Consider the following 19,399-nt stretch of genomic DNA (forward strand, 5'->3'; position numbering starts at 1 on the left):
CACCGCAGGCGCAGAAAGGGCTGCCAGCCGATCTGGATGTCATACGGGCGCGTGACGCCTTAATGCCCGGCGAGCAGACTTTCAAGCGCCGCGCCCAGCGCCAGCAATTGCCTGTCCTGCCCACGGCGGCCGACCAGCATCAGCCCGACCGCCAGCGCGCCGCCGCGCGGCAGCGGCAGGCTCAGTGCCGGCAGGTCAAGGAAGTTGAAGACCGAGGGGTTGCGCAGCAGCAGGGTGTTGGTGCGCAAAAACACACCTTCGTCCTGCACATCGGCGATGCGCGGCGCCAGCAGCGGCACGGTGGGCAGCACCAGGGCATCGAGCTGTGCCATACGTGCATCGAAGGCCGGCAGCAGCGCGGCGCGCGCCTGCTGGATGCCGACATAACTCGCCGCATCCAGCGTCTGGCCACGGCGGATGCGGCCCAGCACGATGGGGTCGTAGTCGTCGGGCCGGCTGTCGACCCAGTCGCGGTGAATCCACGCGGCTTCGGCGGCCACCAGGGTGCCGCGCTCCTGGAGGTGAAAGGGTTGACTTAGCAGATCGTCAAGGGCTTCATCCCGGACCTGGGCACCGGCGCCTGCGAGCTGCGCCAGGGCCTGCTCGACCGCGGCCAGCACCTCGTCCTGCGCCTGGCTGAACAGCAGGCCGCGCGGCACGCCCAGGCGCAAGCCGCGTACATCGCGCCGTGGCAGAGGCTCATCGGTGATGCCGGCCAGCACGCTGTCGGTGGCGGCCGCGTCGGCCACGCTTCGGCACAGCGGCCCCAGCGTGTCCAGGGTGAAGGACAGCGGAAAGGCGCCTTCGCGCGTGACCCGCGCCTGGGTCGGCTTGAAGCCCACCAGGCCGTTGAGCGCCGAGGGAATACGCACCGAGCCGCCGGTGTCCGAGCCGATGGCGATGTCGGCCATGCCGCGCGCCACCGACACGCCCGCGCCCGAGGACGAGCCGCCCGGGATGCGGCTGACGTCCAGCGCGTTGCCTGGCGTGCCGTAGTGCGGGTTGATGCCGATGCCCGAGAAGGCGAACTCGGTCATGTTGGTTTTGCCGATGATCACGGCGCCGGCCGCACGCAGGCGGCTGACCACCACGGCGTCTTGGGCCGCCGGCGCGGCCTCGCGCAGCAGGGCCGAGCCGGCGGTGGTGGTTTCGCCGGCCACGTCGAACAGGTCCTTGATCGAGACGATGCGGCCGTCCAGCGCGCCCAGCGACTGGCCGCTAGCGGCGCGCCGGTCGGCGGCGTTCGCGGCCGTGCGGGCGGTCTCAAGGTAGAGCCGCGTGAAGATGCGCCGTCCTTCATCGCCGGCGGCAGCGATCGCGGCCAGCGCCGCCTCAAGTTTCTGGGTGGAAGAGGGGGTGTTCATGGGGCCTTACCTTAACGCATTGCGTTGGTGCTTGCTGTGCGGGGCGGACTGCGCAGCACTGCCGGTCGCTATGAAGTTGATAGCTGCTTGCGCGCGACTGGAAAGGGCTGGAGGTACTTTTTGCTTGCAAAAATAGGTTGCCAGCCCAAATACTGTTCATATACCGTTCGGGCTGAGCCGCCTGTCCTGAGTTCGGTCGAAGGGGTCGGAGCCTTGCAGCCCTTCGACAGCCTCAGGGTGAACGGAGCTAACCAAATAGCCTGTTGCAGCCTATCATCGCCGGATGAACGCCACCACCACCCCTGCCGCCGTCACCGAACTTTCCCTTCGTTCCCTGTTTGACGCCCAGCACAGCGCCAGCCGCGCCCAGGTCGAGGTGCCGCTGGCCTTGCGCCGGGACCGGCTGCAGCGCATGCGGCGACTGCTCGACGAACACGGCGCGGCGCTGGCGCTGGCCGTGCAGGCCGACTTCGGCGTGCGGTCGCCGCAGCTGACCGAAATTGCCGACATGTTTGTGCTGCGCACCTTGCTGTCGCACACGCTCAAACACCTGCCCAAGTGGGTCAAACCGGTGAAGGTGTCCACGCCGCTGTACCTGCAGCCGTCCAGCGCTTATCTGCAGCGCCAACCCGTGGGTGTGGTCGGGGTGATCTCGCCCTGGAACTACCCGGTGCAGCTGGCACTGGCGCCCGCCATCACGGCCCTGGCCGCGGGCAACCGCGTGTTGCTCAAGCCGAGCGAGCTGACACCGCGCACCTCGGCCCTGATGGCGCAGCTGATCGGCCAGGCCTTTGCCGCCGACGAGTTCTGCGTGGTCGAGGGCGACGCAGCGCTGGCGGCGGCCTTCACCCGCCTGCCGTTTGACCACCTGGTGTTCACCGGCTCCACCGCCACCGGGCGCAAGGTGGCCGAGGCCGCCGCCGCCAACCTGACGCCCACCACGCTGGAGCTGGGCGGCAAGTCGCCGTGTATCGTCGACGCCTCCAGCGACCTTGACAGCGTGGCCCTGAAAATCGCCCACGGCAAGCTGCTCAACGCCGGCCAGACCTGTATTGCGCCCGACTATGTGCTGGTGCCGCAGGGCAGGGAAGCCGCTTTTGGCGAAGCCTTCACGCGTGCGGTGGCCAAACTCTTTCCGACGATTGCCGGCAACCCTGATTACGCGGCCATCATCAGCCCGCGCCACCACGAGCGCCTGCAGGCCTTGCTGGCCCAAGCCGAAGGCGAGGGCGCGCGGCTGCAGGTGGTGAACCCGGGTGGCGCTGCGTCCGGAACCACCAGGCAGATGGCGCCGGTGCTGGTGTTCGGCGCCACACCGGCCATGAAACTGATGGACGAGGAAATTTTTGGCCCGGTGCTGCCGGTGTTGCCTTATGCCACGCTGGACGAAGCCATCCGCTTCATCAACGACCGGCCACGGCCGCTGGCCCTGTACTGGTTCGGCACCGACACGGCTGCGCGTGACGCGGTGCTGGCGCGCACCGTGAGCGGCGGCGTGACGGTCAACGACACGCTGATGCACATCGCCCACGACAACCTGCCCTTTGGCGGCGTTGGCGACAGTGGCTGGGGCGCCTACCACGGTGAAACCGGGTTTCTGCGTTTCACCCAGCAAAAGCCGGTGCTGGTGTCGTCGAAGTGGGCACGTGGCGACCTGTTCTACCCGCCCTATGGCAAACGCTTCGACCAGATCATGGGGCTGCTCAAACGCTGGTTGTAAGACAGCAGGGCGGTCGTTCCCGCAGCGGTCCTGTCGGGCAGGCGGGAAAGGGATAATCAAACAATGTTTTTGAAAGCACTTCCTTGAAAGCACTCATCACGACCCTGTGCCTGTGTGCCGCCATGGGCCTGGGCGGCCTGCCGGGCCGGGCGCAGGCGCAGCCGGTGGTGGTCGCGGCGTCGGACCTGAAGTTCGCGCTGGAGGAAGTGGCCGCCCTGTTCGAGAAGGAACAAGGGCAGAAGCTTCGCCTGGTGTTCGGCTCTTCGGGCAACTTTTACTCGCAGATACTGCAGGGTGCGCCTTTCCAGATGTATCTCTCGGCCGACGAAGATTTTGTCTTCAAACTGGCGGACGCCGGCAGGACGCGTGACCGCGGCCGGCTGTATGCGCTGGGCCGCATCGGCATCCTGGTGCCGCATGGCTCGGCCCTGAAGGCCGACAGCGAACTGAAGGATCTGGCGGCGGCACTGAAAGACGGGCGGCTGCAGAAGTTCGCCATCGCCAACCCTGATCACGCCCCTTATGGCGCCCGGGCCAGGGAGGCGCTGCAACACGCCGGCCTGTGGAGCCCGTTGCAGCCGCGGCTGGTGCTGGGTGAAAACATTTCCCAGACGGCGCAGTTTGCCAGTTCGGGCGCAGCCCAGGGCGGCATCATTGCGCAGTCGCTGGCGCTGGCGCCCAGCGTGGGCCGGCTGGGCACGTTTGCGCTGATTCCCGACAGCTGGCACCAGCCGCTGCGCCAGCGCATGGTGCTGCTGAAAAATGCCGAACCGGCCGCGCAGGCGTTTTACGCCTTCATCGGCACGCCGGCCGCGCAGGCCGTGATGGGCCGCTACGGCTTCGTGATGCCGAAAGAGTAAGCACAAGCCGCCGCCATGGACTGGTCCGCTCTTTTTCTCTCGCTCAAACTCGCCGCCGCCACGCTGGTGATCCTGCTGCCCGTCGGTGTGTTGACCGGGCGCTGGCTGGCCTACACCGGCTTTCGCGGCAAGGCCTGGGTCGAGGCGGTGGTGGTGTTGCCATTGGTGCTGCCGCCCACCGTGCTCGGGTATTACCTGCTGGTGTCGCTGGGCGGCGGCTCGCCCATCGGGCAGTGGGCGCGGCAGTGGCTCGGCGTCGAGTTGAGCTTCAACTTCCTGGGCCTGCTGATCGCCTCGCTCGTGTTCAACATTCCCTTCATGGTGCAGCCGGTGCAGCGCGCCTTCGAGGCCGTGCCGCGCAACCTGGCCGAAGCCGCCGCCGTCAGCGGCCTGGGCGGCTGGCAGACCTTTCGCCTGGTGGAGCTGCCGCTGGTCTGGCCTGGCGTGTTGTCGGCCATGGTGCTGACCTTTGTGCACACGCTGGGCGAGTTCGGCGTGGTGCTGATGGTGGGCGGCAGCATCCCGGGTGAAACCCGCACCATCGCCATTGCCATCTACGACCAGGTGCAGGGCTTCAACCTGGCGGCGGCCAACCAGATGTCGCTGGCTTTGCTGCTGCTGTCGCTGCTGGCGGTCGGTTTTTCCTTTGTCGCGTCGGCCCGGCTGGTGCGCCGTCCATGAGTGCACCGGCAAGCCGGGCGCTGGTGGTCGAGGTCGAGCAGGCCCAGCCCATGGCCCTGTCGGCGCAGTTTCGCTGCGCGCCGGGTGAGATGCTGGCCCTGGTGGGGCCGTCGGGTGCGGGAAAAACCTCCATGCTGCGCATCATGGCCGGGCTCATGCGGCCGGCGCAGGGGCGCGTGCTGGTGGGCGAGCAGGTCTGGTGCGACACGGCCGGCGGCGTGTTTGTGCCGCCGCAACAACGCCATGTTGGCCTGGTGTTCCAGAACTACGCGCTGATGCCGCACCTGAGCGCCCTGGACAACGTGGCGCTGGCGCTTATGCACCTGCCGCGCGAGCAGCGCCGCGAGCGCGCGCGGCGCTGGCTTGACCACGTGCGCCTGACACCCGGCCAGCAGGCGCGCCGACCCGCGCACCTGTCGGGCGGTGAGCAGCAGCGGGTGGCGGTGGCGCGGGCGCTGGCGCGCGAGCCGGCGCTGCTGCTGCTGGACGAACCTTTTTCCGCGGTGGACCAGATGAGCCGCCACGGCCTGTATGCCTTGCTGGCCGAACTGCGGCGCGAGCTGGACATCCCCATCGTTCTGGTCACACACGACCTCAACGAGGCGCGCCTGCTGTGCGACCAGCTGGTGGTGATTGACGCCGGCCGCGTGTTGCAGCAGGGCGCGCCGGCCAGCATCCACCGCGCGCCGCGCAACGCCCGCGTGGCCGACCTGGTGGGTATCCAGAACCGCTTTGACGGTGTGTGGCTGGGGCCCGACGCATCATCGGGCGAAACATCGGGCGAAACGTCGGGCGAGGGGGGCTGGGGCCTGCTGCGCTGGACCGACGGCATGCCGGGCGGCGCGACGGAGGAAGGGCGCAGCAGCGTGCTGCGCGTGCGCGACAAGGGCCGTCTGGCGCCGGGCCAGGCGGTGAGCTGGGTGATTCACGGCGAAGGCATTCACCTGCTCGACGCGCCGTCACAGGCGCCCGGTGACTTCTGCGCCAGTGTCGCCGAGCTGCGCCACCTGGGGGAAATCACGCTGGTGACCCTGCGGCTGGAGCAGTCCCCCGGCGCCTGCCTGCGGCTCACCCTGTCCGGGCCGCAACCCGCGCCGCTGGCGCCCGGCCAGCGCATCTGTGTGCGGCTGGACATGGCGCTGGTGCATGTGATGCCGGTGCGCAACGCCGGCTAGGCGCCGCGTCCCGGGCGAGGCCGTGCACGGGCTGCTACGCTCGGCTTCTGGCAGACACCTGAAAGGACGCCATGGCCTACACGCAGCCCCTGGCGGGCACCTCCACCGCGACGGGCACCGCGCCGGATGCCCCGGTCTGGCAATGGCTCGCCGACATCGTGCTCACGCTGCATGTGGCCGTTGTGGCCTTTGTGGTGGGCGGCCTGCTGCTGGTTCTGGCCGGCAACCTGCGGGGCTGGCGCTGGGTCAACGCCCTCTGGTTCCGGCTGGCGCACCTGGCGGCGATTGTGTTCGTGGTGGCGCAAACCTGGCTGGGCATGGTGTGTCCGCTGACCACGCTGGAGATGTGGCTGCGTGAGCGGGCCGGGGTGGCCGGCTACGGTGGCGGCTTTATCGAACACTGGTTGCAGCGCGTCCTCTACTACGAAGCGCCGTGGTGGGTGTTTGCCATCGGCTACTCGCTGTTCGGTCTGCTGGTGGTGGCTGCGTGGATTCGTTTTCCTCCCGAGCGCCGGAGACCTTCGCCCGAGAGCCGTCGCGGCAGCAGACCTTAGCTATTTTTTTGATAGCTGGCAGCGCCCGTTGCATCAGGGCGGATGCCGCTTTTGTTTCAAAAGCCCGGCTGCGCGCAGGGGGCGCCAGGCCGGTCCGTTATCGGGCTGCGCCGAACACCTTCACCCAGTAAATGCCTGCGCTGCTGTTGTTGTTCACTGCAAAGGCAGCGCCCATCTCGGTGTAGGCCGGTGACATCACGTTGGCGCAATGTTCCGGGCTTTGGAGCCAGTCCTGCATGGCGGCTTCGGCCATGGTGTGGCCGGCGGCGATGTTCTCGCCGATGGCGCGCCAGCGGTAGCCGCTGCTGCTGGCGCGTTCTTCCACATGGTTGCCATCACGGCCGGCGTGGTCGAAGTAGTTGTAGCGCGCCATGTCGGCGGCGTGGGCGGCTGCGACGGTCCGCAGTTTGGCGTTGAAATGAAGCGGGCGCGTTGCGGGGAAAGTCTCGTTGCCGCAACGGCGTGGTTGGGCGCGGGCCTCGTTGACCAGGGCCAGCACACGCGATTGCAGGTCATCGGCCTGCGCTGCGCCGGGCGGCATGAAGGGTGCGGCCACCACGATCCAGGTCTGGGCGGCATGGTGGTGAAAACCGGCTTCGGTCAGATCGGCCTGGGTCAGCACGCTGCATGAGCTGCCCAGGCTGGCCCGCGTCAGCAGGGTGGCGCCCGCGCCGCGCAGGATGATCTGCGCCCCGTTGACAGCGCGGTAACCAGCGCTTTTCAGCGCTTCGTCCAGCCGGTCACCACTGGCCAGGCGGGCCGCGGCGGCCGACAGGGCGGCGTTCTCGCGCAGGGGCGCGGCCTTGCCGGCTTGCCCTTCGCAGCCTTGCTGCCGCACGGCGTTGATGTCGCGCAACAGACCCGGTTGACGGTCGCTGTCCGACTGGGCCTGTACCGGTCCCGTGGCGGCCAGCAGGGCCAGCGCCAGACTCCCGGCGGCGTTCCGCCATGATTCACATTTTTTCGTCAGGGGGGTGCTGCCAGAGTTCATGCCGCATGGTAGCAACTTCGGCCTTCAAAGCCTGCCCCGGGGTTGTTCGAGGCCCGCAGGCTTCCTGTTTTGATAGCAGTCAGCGCCCGCCGGCAGGGGGCTCAGGCCGGTTTTTGATGCTCAGGAACGGCCGCTGGGGGCCGGTCGCCGGGCAGGTGTTCGGCCACCAGCTCCACCAGACTGGCAATGCGTGTGGGCCATTGGTCGGTTTCCGCGCCGGCCATGAAGTTGAGGCGGCAGCTGGCGCAGGAGACCACCACCGTGGCAGCGCCGGTGGTGTCGATCTGCTGGCGCTTGATTTCCCAGGCCTTGTGGCGCAGCGGGGCGGCGCGGTTGATCAGGAAGGCGCCGGCACCACCGCCGCAGCACCAGTTGAGTTCGGCCGTCGGCGCGGTCTCGCGGAACTCGCCGCCCAGCGCGCGGATGGCGGCACGCGGCTCGTCGATCACGCCGCCGTGGCGTGCCAGCTTGCAGGCGTCGTGGTAGGTGTAGGTCTGGCCGGCATCGCCAGGCTGCAGCTGCAGCCGGCCGCTCTGGATTTCGCGGCCGACAAATTCGGAGGCGGCCAGCACCTCGAAGGGCAGTGGTTCGCCGCCAGGCAGGCGCGCTTCCCAGCGCAGCGCCGGGTAGGCGTGGCCGCACTCGGGCAGGATCACGGTGTGCGCGCCTATGGCCAGTGCCTCCGCGATCAGCCGCTGGCTGGCCGCTTTCTGCAGGCCTTCGTTGCCCGACAGCAGGCCGAAGTTGGCCGCCTCGAAGCCGGCGCTGCGCAGCGTCCAGCGCAGGCCGAGCTGGTTGAGAATACGCGCCGTGGCCGCCAGCGCATCCTGGTACAGCAGCACGTCGATGACCGTGGTGACCAGCATCACGTCGGCGGCGGCTTCGTCCAGCGGAATGGGGATGCCTTGCGCGCGCAAGGCCTCCACGGTCTGGACGAGTTCGGCCGGACCGACGCCGAACACCGTGCCGCGCCCGGCCTGCTCCTGCGCCACCGCCATCAACTCCAGCGGCACCAGGCCGGCTTCGGACAGCGCCTCGCGCATGACGTTGACGCCGCGCGCGATGTTGATGCCCATGGGGCAGACCATGCTGCAGCGGCCGCATTCGGTGCACGCGTCGTACACCAGCTCCTGCCATTCCTGCAGGTCGGCCACGGTGATGTCGGGTTTGAACAGGCGATGCAGGGGGGCAAACGCCGAGGTCTCGCGCATGTGCACGCGCCGCAGCAGGTCGAGCTTGCGGGTCGGCGTGTACTTCGGGTCCTGGGTGCTCTGGTAGAAGTGGCAGGCCTCGGAGCAGTAACCGCAGTTGACGCAGGACTCCAGGTCCATGGCCAGCGCGCGGTCGGTCTTGCGGTGCATCACGGCCTTGGCCCGCGACAGCCGGGCGGCATCGGTGAGTTGCTCCGGCTGCGCCATCTCGCCCAGGTGGCGGATCGCCTCCTGGAATTGTTTGAAAACGGCCATGTCGATCATGTGCGTACTCCACGGCGTCCGAGAAAGCGGGCCAGCTGCATGCGGTTGGGCAGCACCAGAAAGGCGTGCATCAGCTTGCCGAAGGGAAACCACACCAGCAGCAGCTCCAGGCTCAGCAGGTGCACGGCCAGCGGGCCGCGGTACAGCGGGCTGGCTTGCGCGAGCAGGGCCGACGAGGGCTCACCCACGACGGCCATGCCGGTCATCAGGGGCAGCATGGTCAGCGCCCAGGTCAGCATGTCGTCGGCGCGGGATATTTTCTTGAGCACCGGGTCGGTGAGCCGGAACAGCAGGGCGATGAGCAGCGACACGATGGTGGCCGCAGCGGCGATGTAGATCGCCATGTCGGGCAGTGCCGGCCAGCCCAGGCCGGTCAGGCGGCGGATGAAGGCAATGTGCGGCGCGTAGCCGAAGAAGACCAGGGCCAGTCCGATGTGAAAGACGTAGGGGTTGATCGTCACCAGCGTGGCGCTGGGATGAAAGCCGCGGTGCGGCGCCATGCGCAAAAGGCTGGCCCTGAGAGCATCGGTGGTGCCGAAGGCCTCGCGAGCCGGTGCCGGCCGGCCTGCGGGCGCCGGCAGGCGCCACAGCGAAAAAAGCCGCCATGCCACGCCAACCCCAAAAACGGCGATGGCGACCGCGAGCAGGGGGCCGCGCGCCCAGTCGAGCAAATCCATGGTGTCCTGCCTTTTGTTAGGTTGTGTGTTGTGTCGGCGGGGAAAGGGTTCAGGCTAGCGCTCCGGCTGCGGCGCTGACTTGATGCATGTCAAGGAGGTGACACGCGGCCGCTCAGGGCTTAAGTGCTATTGAACCAATAGCGCATGATGCACAAATCTTGAGGGCTAGTACTGCAGCACGGAAGCAGCGAAACAAAATGAAAGTGATGACTTCGTGCCCAGGGCAAGGCGCAAGCCGCAGCGAAGACTGTGCGCCTTCGCAAGGGTTGCAACGCCGCCATGGGTGCGAAGGCGCGCTTTCATGTTTCGATATTTTCGGGTTGCACTAGGCATGAACGGTCTTCAAAAAGGCGATGAGTTCCCGGTTGACTGTTTCTGGTTGCTCCTGCTGAACCCAGTGGCCGCAGTTCGGGATCAAGACTGTTTTGGCAAGCTTGGGAACCGTGGAGGCGAGACGGTCAAAGTTCGCACGGGTGCTGCGCAACACCGGGTCCTCCGCGCCAGCGATGAACAAGGTGGGTTGGACGATGGTCGCGCCGGCGAATTGCTCCATTTGCGACCAGTTGACGTCGAGGTTTCGATACCAGTTCAAAGGACCAGTCAAACCGTTGCGCGTAAATTCGGCAACGTAAAAATCGAACTCCCTGGGGCTCATCCAGGTTGGAGGGCGTTTAGGGTCAATCAGGGTATCCATCAAACCAGCGGGATTTGTGTGTGCAACCCGCCGCGTGAGTTCTGCCACTCCCTCTGCCGAAGCCGAGTAGTAAAACGCCCGTAGAAATGCCGATATGTTGGGATTGAGTTCGGCCTCGGCAACACCTGCTTGCTGAAAGTAAACGATGTAGTTGAATCTGCCGCCGACGGCACGGCGCAGCCCTGCCACGGGTGGTGTGCTGCCGCGCTGGTTGTAGGGCACGCTCAAGGTCGCCAGGGCATGAAACCTTTGAGGAGCCAGCAGGGCGGCGTTCCATGTGAGGACTGCACCGAAATCATGCCCTACCAGAACGCATTGCTTTTCCTGGAGTACGTCCAGAAGTCCCGTTAGATCGGACGTGAGTTCTCTGATGGCGTAGGCATCAACCTGTTGGGGTCCGCCGGTGCGGCCATAGCCTCGCAGATCAGGGGCGACGACCCGGTAGCCGGCGGAGGCAATTGCAGGGATTTGATGGCGCCACGAATACCATGACTCGGGAAAACCGTGGCACAGCAGAACCAGCGGCCCTTGGCCCTGTTCAACGTAGTGGAGTTGAATCCTGCCAAGGTCGGCTGTCTTGCTGGTCCAGGCGCCCGGCGGCAAGTCGGCCTGGGGCTGCGCTTGCGCCGATGCGAACCCCGGGAAAAACGAGGCAAGACCTGCAAGCTTGACTATTTCCCGCCGACTGAGTCCAGCGCTTTGTTTTGGTCGATTGGTGATCAACATACAGTTTTCCCTGAGGAGTGAAACACATGAAGCCTAACGCTCAGAAACCCGCGTCGCAAGATCCTCGATCTGAAGGGACTGCAACTCCAGAGGACTGCAATGTGCCTTGAATCTGCCAGCCCACAATGCACCTGCATTGCACGCTGCTATGAAGTTGGTAGCAGCTTGTATCGGCTATTTTGGGCTACAGCCCGTTTTTGTTCTGAAAATGGCTCGGCGACTGGCCCATGGCGGCCTTGAACATGGCCGAAAACGCGCTGTCGCTGGCATAGCCGCTGGCGGCGGCCACCTGGCTGACGGACTGGCCGCGCGCCAGCAGGGGCAGGGCGTGGGCCAGGATGGCCTGCTGGCGCCACTGCTGGTAGCTCAGGCCGAGCTCATCGCGAAACAGCCGCGCCACCGTGCGTTCGCTGGCGCCTATGGCCCCGGCCCACTCGGCCAGCGTGGCGCGTTCGGACGGGGCGCGCAGCACCGCCTCGCACAGGGCGCGCAGGCGCTTGTCGCCGGTCTGCGCATTCGGCAGGGGCACGCCCAGCGCCTGGGTGTCGGCGTGGATCAGTTCGTCCAGCACCAGGCGGGTCAGCAACTGCTCACGAGTCTGGCTCAGCGGGCCTGCGTCGAGCGCGTGGATGGTTTCACGCAGCAAGGCGGAGACGACGATCACACGGCAGCCTTGCCAGTTCTCAGGTGTGGCGCTGGCGTCGATGTACAGCGTGCGGAACTCCGCCGCCTCGAGCACGGTGATGTGGTGCCGCGCGCCCGGCGCTATCCACACCGCGCGTGAGGGCGGCACGATGTAGGTGACTTCATCGGCCTTGTGGTGGCCCTGCTCGGCCGTGACCTGCACGATGCCGCTGGCGCAGTAGGCCAGTTGCGCCCAGGCATGGGCATGCGGCTCGAAATGGGTGTCCACCGGCATGGAGCGCGCCCGCACGCGCACCGGACGCTCGCGGCTGGGCGTGAAGGGGTCGGTGTCGCCGACCGGCATGAAGTGGAGCCGGGAGCTGCGTGCCATGGAGGAATGATGAAACCGTGGTTTGTCTGAAATTCGCCGAAGAATGGCTTTTTGTCGCATTTCAGAAGTCAGCGCCGATACTACGATGGCGCCATGAATACATCAAGCACCCATGCGGGCCCCGGCGTGGTTCCCCTGCGCAGCGACGCCAGCGTGATTGGCCTGGTCGGGCTGGCGCACCTGATCAGCCATTTCAGCCAGCTGCTGCTGGCGCCGCTGTTCCCCTGGCTCAAGGACGAGTTCAGCGTCAGTTATGCCGAGCTCGGTTTTCTGATGACCATCTTCTTTGTCGTCTCATGCGCGGTGCAGGCGCTGTCGGGTTTTGTGGTGGACCGCTTCGGCCCGCGACCTATCCTGTTTGCGGGCCTGAGCCTGCTGGGCATCGCGGCCTTTGGTTATTCGGTCAGCACCAGCTACTGGATGATGGCCGGCTTTGCGGCGCTGGCCGGTGTCGGCAATGGCGTGTTCCACCCGGTGGACTACACGCTGCTCAACCGCAAGGTCAGCGCGCCGCGTCTGGGCCACGCCTACAGCGTGCACGGGATCACCGGCAGCCTGGGTTGGGCGCTGGCGCCGGCGCTGGTGGTGACGCTGACGTTTGCGTACTCGTGGCGGGTGGCGCTGGCGACGGCCGGTGTGCTGGCGTTTGCCGTGCTGGCCGTGCTGGTGCTGCATCGCGACAAGCTGACAATCCGGATTGCACCGCCCGTCCAGGGCGCGCCGGCGGCCGACAGCTCGCTGGGTTTTCTGAAGATTCCGGCGGTATGGATGTGTTTTGCCTTTTTCTTCTGGTACGCGATTGTGCTCAGCGTGGTGCAGGCCTTTGCGCCCGAAGCCGCACGCCAGCTGCACAAGGTGCCGCTGGCCCTGGTGGCGATGTGCCTGACGACTTACATGGTGTGCAGCGCGGGCGGCATGGTGCTGGGCGGTTTCCTCGCGTCGGACCCGGCGCGCTGCGAGCGCATTGTGGGTGCCGGCTTCGGGTTGGCGGCGGTGGTGGCGCTGTTGCTGGCCCTGGGCAGTTTTCCGGCCTGGATGGTGCCGGTTCTGTTTGGCGCCATGGGGTTTGCCTCGGGCATCGCCGGGCCGTCGCGCGACCTGCTGGTCAAACGCTCGACGCCCGACAACGCCTCGGGCCGCGTCTACGGCGTGGTCTACGCGGGCCTGGACATCGGGCAGGCGGTTTCGCCGCTGATCTTCGGCGTGATGATGGACCACGGGCAGTTCCGCGGCGTGTTGCTGGGCCTGGCGCTGATGCAGGGCGTGCTGATTGCCAGCGCCTTCAATGTGCGGCGGGTGCGCCGCACGCCGCTCGGGCAGGCGCCCGGGACCGTAGCCGGCTAACGCGTCGCTGGTGCCGGTCCCGGCAGCCACAGTGGCTTGAGGCCTTTGGGTCCGAGGGCTTGAAACACCCGGTCCGGCCGGTCGCTGACAATGCCGTCCACACCCAGATCCAGCATGTTGGCGATGTCGGACGGCTCATTGACCGTCCAGGCCAGCACCTGGAGTCCCAGTGCCTGCGCCTCTTTCACCTTGGCGGCGGTGAGGTCGCGGTGAAACGCCGACCAGGTGTGGCCGCCGGCCGCCTTGATCATCCGGGGGACCGACCCATGGTCCCGGTAACGCAGCCCGGCGGTCCAGGGCGACGCCTCTGCCTGGTCGGCACCGATGTTGTCAAAGCCGCGCTGCTGCATGCTGAGGTACACGGTGGGGATGTCTGGCGCCTCCTGCTGCACGGTTTTCAGGGTGCGCCAGTCGAAGGAGAGGATGGAGGTGCGTGGGGCCAGCTTCGCGTCCCGGACCGCAGCCACCACGGCGCGCGCAAACACCTCGGGGCTGGACGTGAACTCGGGGGCCAGCGGCGACACCTTGGTTTCAATCGCAAAACGCACCTGCGTGTTGCCCGACTTTTTCACCATCTCAAACAGGTCGGACAGGCGCGGAATCCGCGCGCCGTCGACAGGACGCTGTTCGGGGTAGGGCTTCGCATACGCCGAGCCCGGCTTGATGCGCCCCACGTCATAGCGGCCCAGTTCCTCAAAACTCAGGCTGGAAATCGCCGGGCCGTGCGAGGCGAGGAAGTTGCCGTCCGGGCCGCGGGTGATGTCCGGGTTCAGCCTGGGGTCGTGCGAGATCACCAGGACGCCGTCGCGCGTGATCGCAATGTCCAGCTCCAGCGTGGTCACGCCCAGGCTCAGCGCCAGCGCAAAGGACTCGAGGGTGTTTTCCGGCGCCAGGGCGCGCGCGCCGCGGTGGCCCTGCACGTCGATGGTGCGCTCTGCAGGCTGGGCCACCGCGGCGGCCGGCAGGCACAGGCCAGCCAGCAGCGCCAGCAGGACGGTCCCGACGCGGGTGCAAGCATGGGGTGAAAAACGCTGGAATCTCATGTCGTCTCCTGGTGCAGGTCGGGCCGGGCATCGGCAGCGCAAGTTTAGGGCTGGTCAGGTCGTCCTAGCGAAACGGCCGGCTCAGAAAAGGCGAGCCGGCCAGGCCGAAACGCCAGGGCTGGTCCACCGCTTTGGAAATGCCGATGCGCGGGCCGCTGACGATCCTGCGCTTCAGGGGCGCGGGCAACAGCCCGAAAGGCGGTGCGGTCACCGGCAGGCCGTTGTGCGCGTGGGTGATGCCCAGGGCCTGACCCACGCGGCCGGGCCCGGCGCAGAGCAGGCGCACGTCGTCCAGCCCGCGCCGCGCACGCATGGTGTCCAGCCCGGCCACCGGTTCGATGGCGCGTATCAGCACCCCCGCGCCGTGGCCTTCCTCGCGGCAGACCAGGTTCAGGCACCAGTGGATGCCGTAAGAGCGGTACACATAGGCATGGCCGGGCGGGCCGAACATGGCGGCGTTGCGCGCTGTCCGCCCGGCAAAACTGTGCGAGGCCGGGTCGTCGCGGTCATAGGCCTCGGTTTCCACGATGATCCCGCCCACGCCATCGACCAGCAGCGTGGCGCCTATCAGCCGGCGCGCGACGGCCGGTGAGCTCAGGGAGAAATCAATGGATGCGATCGGCACGGCAGCGGTTCAGGCGGGAGCGCCTATTTTGCACCGCCGACCCGGCTGCGCCGCTTCTCGCTGTGCAGCACATACAGGCCCGAGGCGATCAGCAGCGCGATACCGCTCCAGGCCACGTTGTTGGGCGCCTCGCCCCACACCGCGTAGCCCAGCACCAGCGCAAACAGCAGGCCGCTGTAGCGAAACGGTGCCACCAGCGTCATCTCGCCGTGCCGCATGCTGCTGATGATGAAGTAGTAGCCGCCGGTCAGGAACACCGAGGCCAGGCCCAGGAGCCCGAGTTCGAACAGGCCAAAGGGCTGCCAGCCCTGCAGCAGCGAACCCACGCCAGACACCACGGTGACCGCTACCGCAGTGGCCAGCGTGATCAGGATGGACGGGATACCGGCGTGAATGCGCCGCGTCATCAGGTCGCGCGCTGCATGAAACAGCGTGCCCAGCAGGCAGACCAGCGCCCAGCTGTTGAAGCCTTCCGCACGCGGCTGGATCACCAGCAGCACACCGAGAAAGCCGACACCAACGGCCAGCCAGCGTGCGCCGCGCACTCGCTCGGCCATGAAGAACGCGGCAAACACCGTCATGAACAGCGGCGCCGCCAGGTTGATGGCGGTGGCGTTGGCGATGGGCAGGTGAAACAGCGACCCCAGGTAAAGCATGGTGGCCGCCGCATCGACCAGAGCCCGGCCTGCGACCCAGCCGCGCGTGGCTTCGCGCATGCGGGCGGTGGCGCCCAGTGCATGGGCGACGGCCAGCACCAGCAGCACCGACATGAGGCCGCGGATGAAGATCAGCTGCGCGCCGGGCATGCCCTGGCTGGCGAACTTCACGAGAGCGTCGTTGGTCACGAAGCAACCCATGGCGCCCACCATGCAGACAATGCCGCGGCGGTTGGCGGCGGCGTGGGACAGGCTCATGCCCTGCTTATACCCTGACCAGACCGCGCCTACACCGCGCTGCGGTGCCGGGCGATGCAGGTGTCCAGCACTTCGGCTGAATCGCGTTGCCACCAGTTGCCGGTGGAAAATATCTCCACTTCGCTGTAGCCGGCGAAGCCCTGGGCCTCGATCCAGCCGCGGATTTTCGGGATGTCGATGACGCCGTCGCCCATCATGCCGCGGTCTTCCAGCAGGTGGGCGGTGGGTGTCAGCCAGTCGCAGACGTGGAAGGCCATCAGCCGCTTCTTGCCGGCGCGCTGGATTTGCGCTTCGAGTTTCGGGTCCCACCAGACGTGGTAGACGTCAACCGCCACGCCCAACGCGCCGCTACGCGACGGATCAAGCGCGTCGCAGACATCGAGCGCCTGCTCCAGGGTGTTGATGCAGGCGCGGTCGGCGGCGTACATCGGGTGCAGCGGTTCGATCGCCAAGGGCATGTTGGCGGCCTTGGCGTACTCCAGCAGTTCGGCCATGCCGTCGCTGACCTGGTGGCGCGACAGCGCGATGTCCTTGTGCGCGGCTTTTCCGGCCAGCGCGCCGGGCAGACCGCCGACCACCAGCACCAGGCAGGCGGCGTTGAGCTCACAGGCCTCGTCCACCGCGCGGCGGTTGTCGTCGCGTGCGGCCTTCAGGCCGGCCGCATCCACGGCCGGGAACATGCCGCCGCGGCAGTAGCCCGACAGTTCCAGCCCGTGGCTTTTGACGAGTTTCGAGATGGCCGGCAGGCCGGCGGCGGCCACCTGGTCGCGCCAGGGTGAGATCGCACGGATGCCGCGCTGTGCGCAGGCTTCGATGATGGCGGTCAACGGCTGCTCGACACCGCGGCTTTTGCGGATGGTCGCGGTGTTGATGGAGAGCCAGCGGTGGTCGATGGAGAAGTCGCGCATGGAAATTACCTTTATCCCGTTCGCCCTGAGCTTGTCGAAGGGCTTGCATGAAAGTCGGAGAAGGCTTCGACAAGCTCAGCCGGAATGGATCCGGGCCTCAGATGCCGTGCATGGCCAACAGCGTTTTCATGCGCCGTACCGCCAACTCGGGATGCTCGAGCAGGTTCGCCGCATCGGCCAGCCGGAACAGCTCGGCGAAGTGCTGCAAGGAGCGTGTGCCCTGCTGGCCGCCGACCATGGTGAAGTGGCTCTGGTGGCCGTTGAGCCAGGCCATGAAGACCACGCCGGTTTTGTAAAAACGCGTGGGCGCGGCAAAGATATGGCGTGACAGCGGCACGGTGGGGCCGAGGATGGCGTGAAACTTCTCCACGTTGCCCTGCGCGAGTTCACCGAGGGCGGCGCTGGCGGCCGGTGCAATCGCGTCGAAGATGCCCAGCAGTGCATCGCTCTGGCCGTGAAACAGTTCGCTGCCGAAGCCGTCACCGGCGATCAGCTCGGCGTAGTTGAAGTCGTCGCCGGTGTACATGCGCACGCCGGCGGGCAGGCGCCGGCGCATGGCGATTTCCTTGTCCTTGGCCAGCAGGGAGATCTTGATGCCGTCAACCTTGTCCGGGTGCGCGGCAATGATGCCCAGCGCCGTGTCCATGGCAGCATCGACGTCATTGGTGCCCCAGTAGCCGGCCAGCGCCGGGTCAAACATGTCGCCCAGCCAGTGCAGCACCACGGGTTGTTTGGCTTGACTCAGGATGCGGTCGTAGACGCGTTCGTAGTCGGCCGGTGATTTGGCAACGCGCGCCAGCGCACGGCTGGCCATCACAATGAGTTTGCCGCCCAGCTTTTCAATGGCGGCCATCTGTTCTTCGTAAGCGGCGATGACTTCATCGACGGTTTTCACGTTTTCCAGCACCAGGTGGTCGGTACCGCAGCCGGATGCGACCAGGGCACCGGGCACGTCCTTCGCCGCTTCCAGCGAGCGGCGGATCAGCTCCAACGAGGTCGGCCAGTCCAGGCCCATGCCACGCTGCGCCGTGTCCATGGCCTCGGCCACGCCCAGGCCCAGCGACCACAGGTGGCGGCGGTAGGCGATGGTGCAGTCCCAGTCGATGGCGCAGTTCACCCAGGGATCGTTAACGGCCAGCGGATCGGCCACCACGTGCGCCGCCGAGTAGGCGATGCGGTTGAACTTGATGCCCGCCGCGGGCTTCACGGGTGTTGCGCCTTGCAGCGTGTAGGGCTGCAGCTGGCCCGTGACGACGGGCAGGGTAAGGGTCAAAGCCATGAAATCTACCTCTTGATGTAACTGGTCATATCTCGTCCCCTCTCCCTTTGGGAGAGGGTTAGGGTGAGGGTCTGCGGCCTTACCCTCACCCCTGCCCTCTCCCAGAGGGAGAGGGTGTCAATCCGATGAGGGGCTGTTTTGTTCATAAAAGATGCCTCCAGCCCTTATCCGGAAGGCGCAAGCAGTTATCAAACTTGTAGCGGATCGACATCCACCCAGCGGCGTTCCTTCCAGCTTTCGAGCGCGGCCTCGACCAGCTGCACGCCCTTGGCGCCTTCAGGCAGGGTCCATTTGTAGGGCTCGTTTTCGACCACATGGCGGATGAAATGCTCCCACTGGATCTTGAAGCCGTTGTCGTAGGTCTGGGTGTCCGGGACCTCCTGCCACTGGGCGGAGAAATTCATCGTCTGTTTTTCGTCCGGGTTCCAGACGGGACGTGGCGTGTTGACGCGCGACTGGGCCTTGCAGGCGCTCAGGCCGGCAACCGCCGAGCCGTGGGTGCCGTCGACGTGGAAGGTGACCAGGTCCTCCCTGTTCACGCGGGTGGCCCAGGACATGTTCATCTGCGCGATCACGTTCTCGCCGTTGTGGCCGATCAGCTCGGCGGTGGCGTAGGCGGCGTCGTCGGCCGTCGCCTGGTAGGGCTTGCCGGCTTCGTCCCAGCGCTCGGGGATGTGGGTCGCGCCAATGCAGGAGATGGACTTGACCTCGCCAAACAGGTTGTCCAGCACATAGCGCCAGTGACACATCATGTCCAGGATCATGCCGCCGCCGTCTTCGGTGCGGTAGTTCCAGCTCGGCCGCTGGATACGCTGCAGGTCGCCTTCGAACACCCAGTAGCCAAATTCCAGCCGTACCGACAGCATCTTGCCGAAGAAGCCGGCGCGGCGCAGCATGTCGAGCTTGCGCAGGCCGGGCAGAAAGAGCTTGTCCTGCACCGCGCCGTGTTTCAGGCCGGATTTTTCAGCCAGACGCGCGATCTCGACGGCTTCGTTGAGGTTGGTGGCGATCGGCTTTTCGCAGTACACATGTTTGCCGGCGCGAATCGCCTTGGCCAGCAGGGTGGGGCGCATCTGTGTGGTGCCGGCGTCGAAGAAGATGCTGTCGTCCGGGTTGGCCAGCGCCTGGTCGAGGTCGGTGCCCCAGCGTTCGATGTTCCAGGTCTCGGCCAGGGCCTCGATTTTTTCGGTGTTACGGCCGATCAGGATCGGGTCGGGCATGACCTTGTCGCCGTTGGAGAGCGTGACGCCGCCTTGTTTGCGGATCGCGACGATGGAGCGGATCAGGTGCTGGTTCATGCCCATGCGCCCGGTGACGCCGTGCATGATGATTCCTAGTCGGTGGGTGGCCATGG

At 66.6% G+C, this 19,399-nt stretch carries 18 protein-coding genes; 6 read left to right on the top strand and 12 right to left on the bottom strand.

The window, feature by feature from the left end; genetic code table 11:
- Positions 1 to 59 precede the first annotated feature (59 nt).
- Positions 60 to 1,364, bottom strand: a complete 1,305-nt coding sequence (locus PSV26_RS08500) for an amidase (RefSeq protein ID WP_300569782.1) — start codon at positions 1,362 to 1,364, stop codon at positions 60 to 62.
- Positions 1,365 to 1,647: 283 nt separating this feature from the next.
- Between PSV26_RS08500 and PSV26_RS08505 the strand changes: the two genes are divergently transcribed.
- The 5 genes from PSV26_RS08505 to PSV26_RS08525 all read left to right on the top strand — a co-directional run bounded on the left by PSV26_RS08505 (position 1,648) and on the right by PSV26_RS08525 (position 6,354).
- Positions 1,648 to 3,084, top strand: a complete 1,437-nt coding sequence (locus PSV26_RS08505; RefSeq protein ID WP_300569785.1) for a coniferyl aldehyde dehydrogenase — start codon at positions 1,648 to 1,650, stop codon at positions 3,082 to 3,084.
- An 83-nt stretch (positions 3,085 to 3,167) separates the two neighbouring features.
- Positions 3,168 to 3,944, top strand: coding sequence for a molybdate ABC transporter substrate-binding protein (modA, locus tag PSV26_RS08510; RefSeq protein ID WP_300569788.1), 777 nt, complete (start codon positions 3,168 to 3,170; stop codon positions 3,942 to 3,944).
- Positions 3,945 to 3,959: 15 nt separating this feature from the next.
- A complete protein-coding gene (gene modB, locus PSV26_RS08515) occupies positions 3,960 to 4,625 on the top strand; it encodes a molybdate ABC transporter permease subunit (RefSeq protein ID WP_300562509.1) in 666 nt (221 codons plus the stop codon).
- Positions 4,622 to 5,800, top strand: coding sequence for an ABC transporter ATP-binding protein (locus PSV26_RS08520; protein ID WP_300569791.1), 1,179 nt, complete (start codon positions 4,622 to 4,624; stop codon positions 5,798 to 5,800). The genes modB and PSV26_RS08520 overlap by 4 nt, the downstream gene beginning before the upstream one ends.
- 71 nt (positions 5,801 to 5,871) lie before the next feature.
- Entirely contained in the window at positions 5,872 to 6,354 is a 483-nt protein-coding gene (locus tag PSV26_RS08525; protein ID WP_300512512.1) for a DUF2784 domain-containing protein, read from the top strand.
- Between the two features lie 97 nt (positions 6,355 to 6,451).
- Here PSV26_RS08525 and PSV26_RS08530 read toward each other — a convergent pair whose 3' ends face one another.
- The 5 genes from PSV26_RS08530 to PSV26_RS08550 form a co-directional block, all read right to left on the bottom strand.
- Entirely contained in the window at positions 6,452 to 7,345 is an 894-nt protein-coding gene (locus tag PSV26_RS08530; RefSeq protein ID WP_300569794.1) for a CAP domain-containing protein, read from the bottom strand.
- A 101-nt stretch (positions 7,346 to 7,446) separates the two neighbouring features.
- Entirely contained in the window at positions 7,447 to 8,820 is a 1,374-nt protein-coding gene (locus PSV26_RS08535) for a (Fe-S)-binding protein (RefSeq protein WP_300512509.1), read from the bottom strand.
- Positions 8,817 to 9,497 carry a hypothetical protein gene (locus tag PSV26_RS08540; protein ID WP_300512507.1) on the bottom strand — a complete coding sequence of 227 codons (681 nt, stop codon included), beginning with the start codon at positions 9,495 to 9,497 and terminating at the stop codon, positions 8,817 to 8,819. The genes PSV26_RS08535 and PSV26_RS08540 overlap by 4 nt, the downstream gene beginning before the upstream one ends.
- Before the next feature lie 325 nt (positions 9,498 to 9,822).
- On the bottom strand, positions 9,823 to 10,917 hold the full coding sequence (locus tag PSV26_RS08545; protein WP_300569797.1) for an alpha/beta hydrolase: 1,095 nt from the start codon (positions 10,915 to 10,917) through the stop codon (positions 9,823 to 9,825).
- 184 nt (positions 10,918 to 11,101) lie between these two features.
- On the bottom strand, positions 11,102 to 11,932 hold the full coding sequence (locus PSV26_RS08550) for a helix-turn-helix transcriptional regulator (RefSeq protein ID WP_300569799.1): 831 nt from the start codon (positions 11,930 to 11,932) through the stop codon (positions 11,102 to 11,104).
- A 93-nt stretch (positions 11,933 to 12,025) separates the two neighbouring features.
- On the opposite strand from PSV26_RS08550, the gene PSV26_RS08555 reads away from it, so the two are divergent.
- Positions 12,026 to 13,276, top strand: a complete 1,251-nt coding sequence (locus tag PSV26_RS08555) for an MFS transporter (RefSeq protein ID WP_300569802.1) — start codon at positions 12,026 to 12,028, stop codon at positions 13,274 to 13,276.
- Here the strand turns inward: PSV26_RS08555 and PSV26_RS08560 are convergent.
- The 6 genes from PSV26_RS08560 to PSV26_RS08585 all read right to left on the bottom strand — a co-directional run bounded on the left by PSV26_RS08560 (position 13,273) and on the right by PSV26_RS08585 (position 19,397).
- A complete protein-coding gene (locus PSV26_RS08560; RefSeq protein WP_300569804.1) occupies positions 13,273 to 14,319 on the bottom strand; it encodes a glycerophosphodiester phosphodiesterase in 1,047 nt (348 codons plus the stop codon). The genes PSV26_RS08555 and PSV26_RS08560 overlap by 4 nt on opposite strands.
- 64 nt (positions 14,320 to 14,383) lie before the next feature.
- Complete coding sequence (locus PSV26_RS08565) at positions 14,384 to 14,944, bottom strand: DNA-3-methyladenine glycosylase (protein ID WP_300512501.1); 561 nt, start codon at positions 14,942 to 14,944, stop codon at positions 14,384 to 14,386.
- 23 nt (positions 14,945 to 14,967) lie between these two features.
- Positions 14,968 to 15,858, bottom strand: a complete 891-nt coding sequence (locus PSV26_RS08570; protein ID WP_300569807.1) for a DMT family transporter — start codon at positions 15,856 to 15,858, stop codon at positions 14,968 to 14,970.
- Between the two features lie 29 nt (positions 15,859 to 15,887).
- Positions 15,888 to 16,766, bottom strand: a complete 879-nt coding sequence (locus PSV26_RS08575) for a sugar phosphate isomerase/epimerase (RefSeq protein WP_300569810.1) — start codon at positions 16,764 to 16,766, stop codon at positions 15,888 to 15,890.
- Positions 16,767 to 16,863: 97 nt separating this feature from the next.
- Positions 16,864 to 18,045: a dihydrodipicolinate synthase family protein gene (locus PSV26_RS08580; protein WP_300512498.1), complete on the bottom strand. Its 1,182-nt coding sequence runs from the start codon at positions 18,043 to 18,045 to the stop codon at positions 16,864 to 16,866.
- 188 nt (positions 18,046 to 18,233) lie between these two features.
- Entirely contained in the window at positions 18,234 to 19,397 is a 1,164-nt protein-coding gene (locus tag PSV26_RS08585) for a Gfo/Idh/MocA family oxidoreductase (protein ID WP_300569813.1), read from the bottom strand.
- Positions 19,398 to 19,399: the final 2 nt, after the last annotated feature.

It is taken from the genome of Polaromonas sp. (assembly GCF_029945685.1).
In the GTDB taxonomy this organism is placed as follows: domain Bacteria; phylum Pseudomonadota; class Gammaproteobacteria; order Burkholderiales; family Burkholderiaceae_C; genus Polaromonas.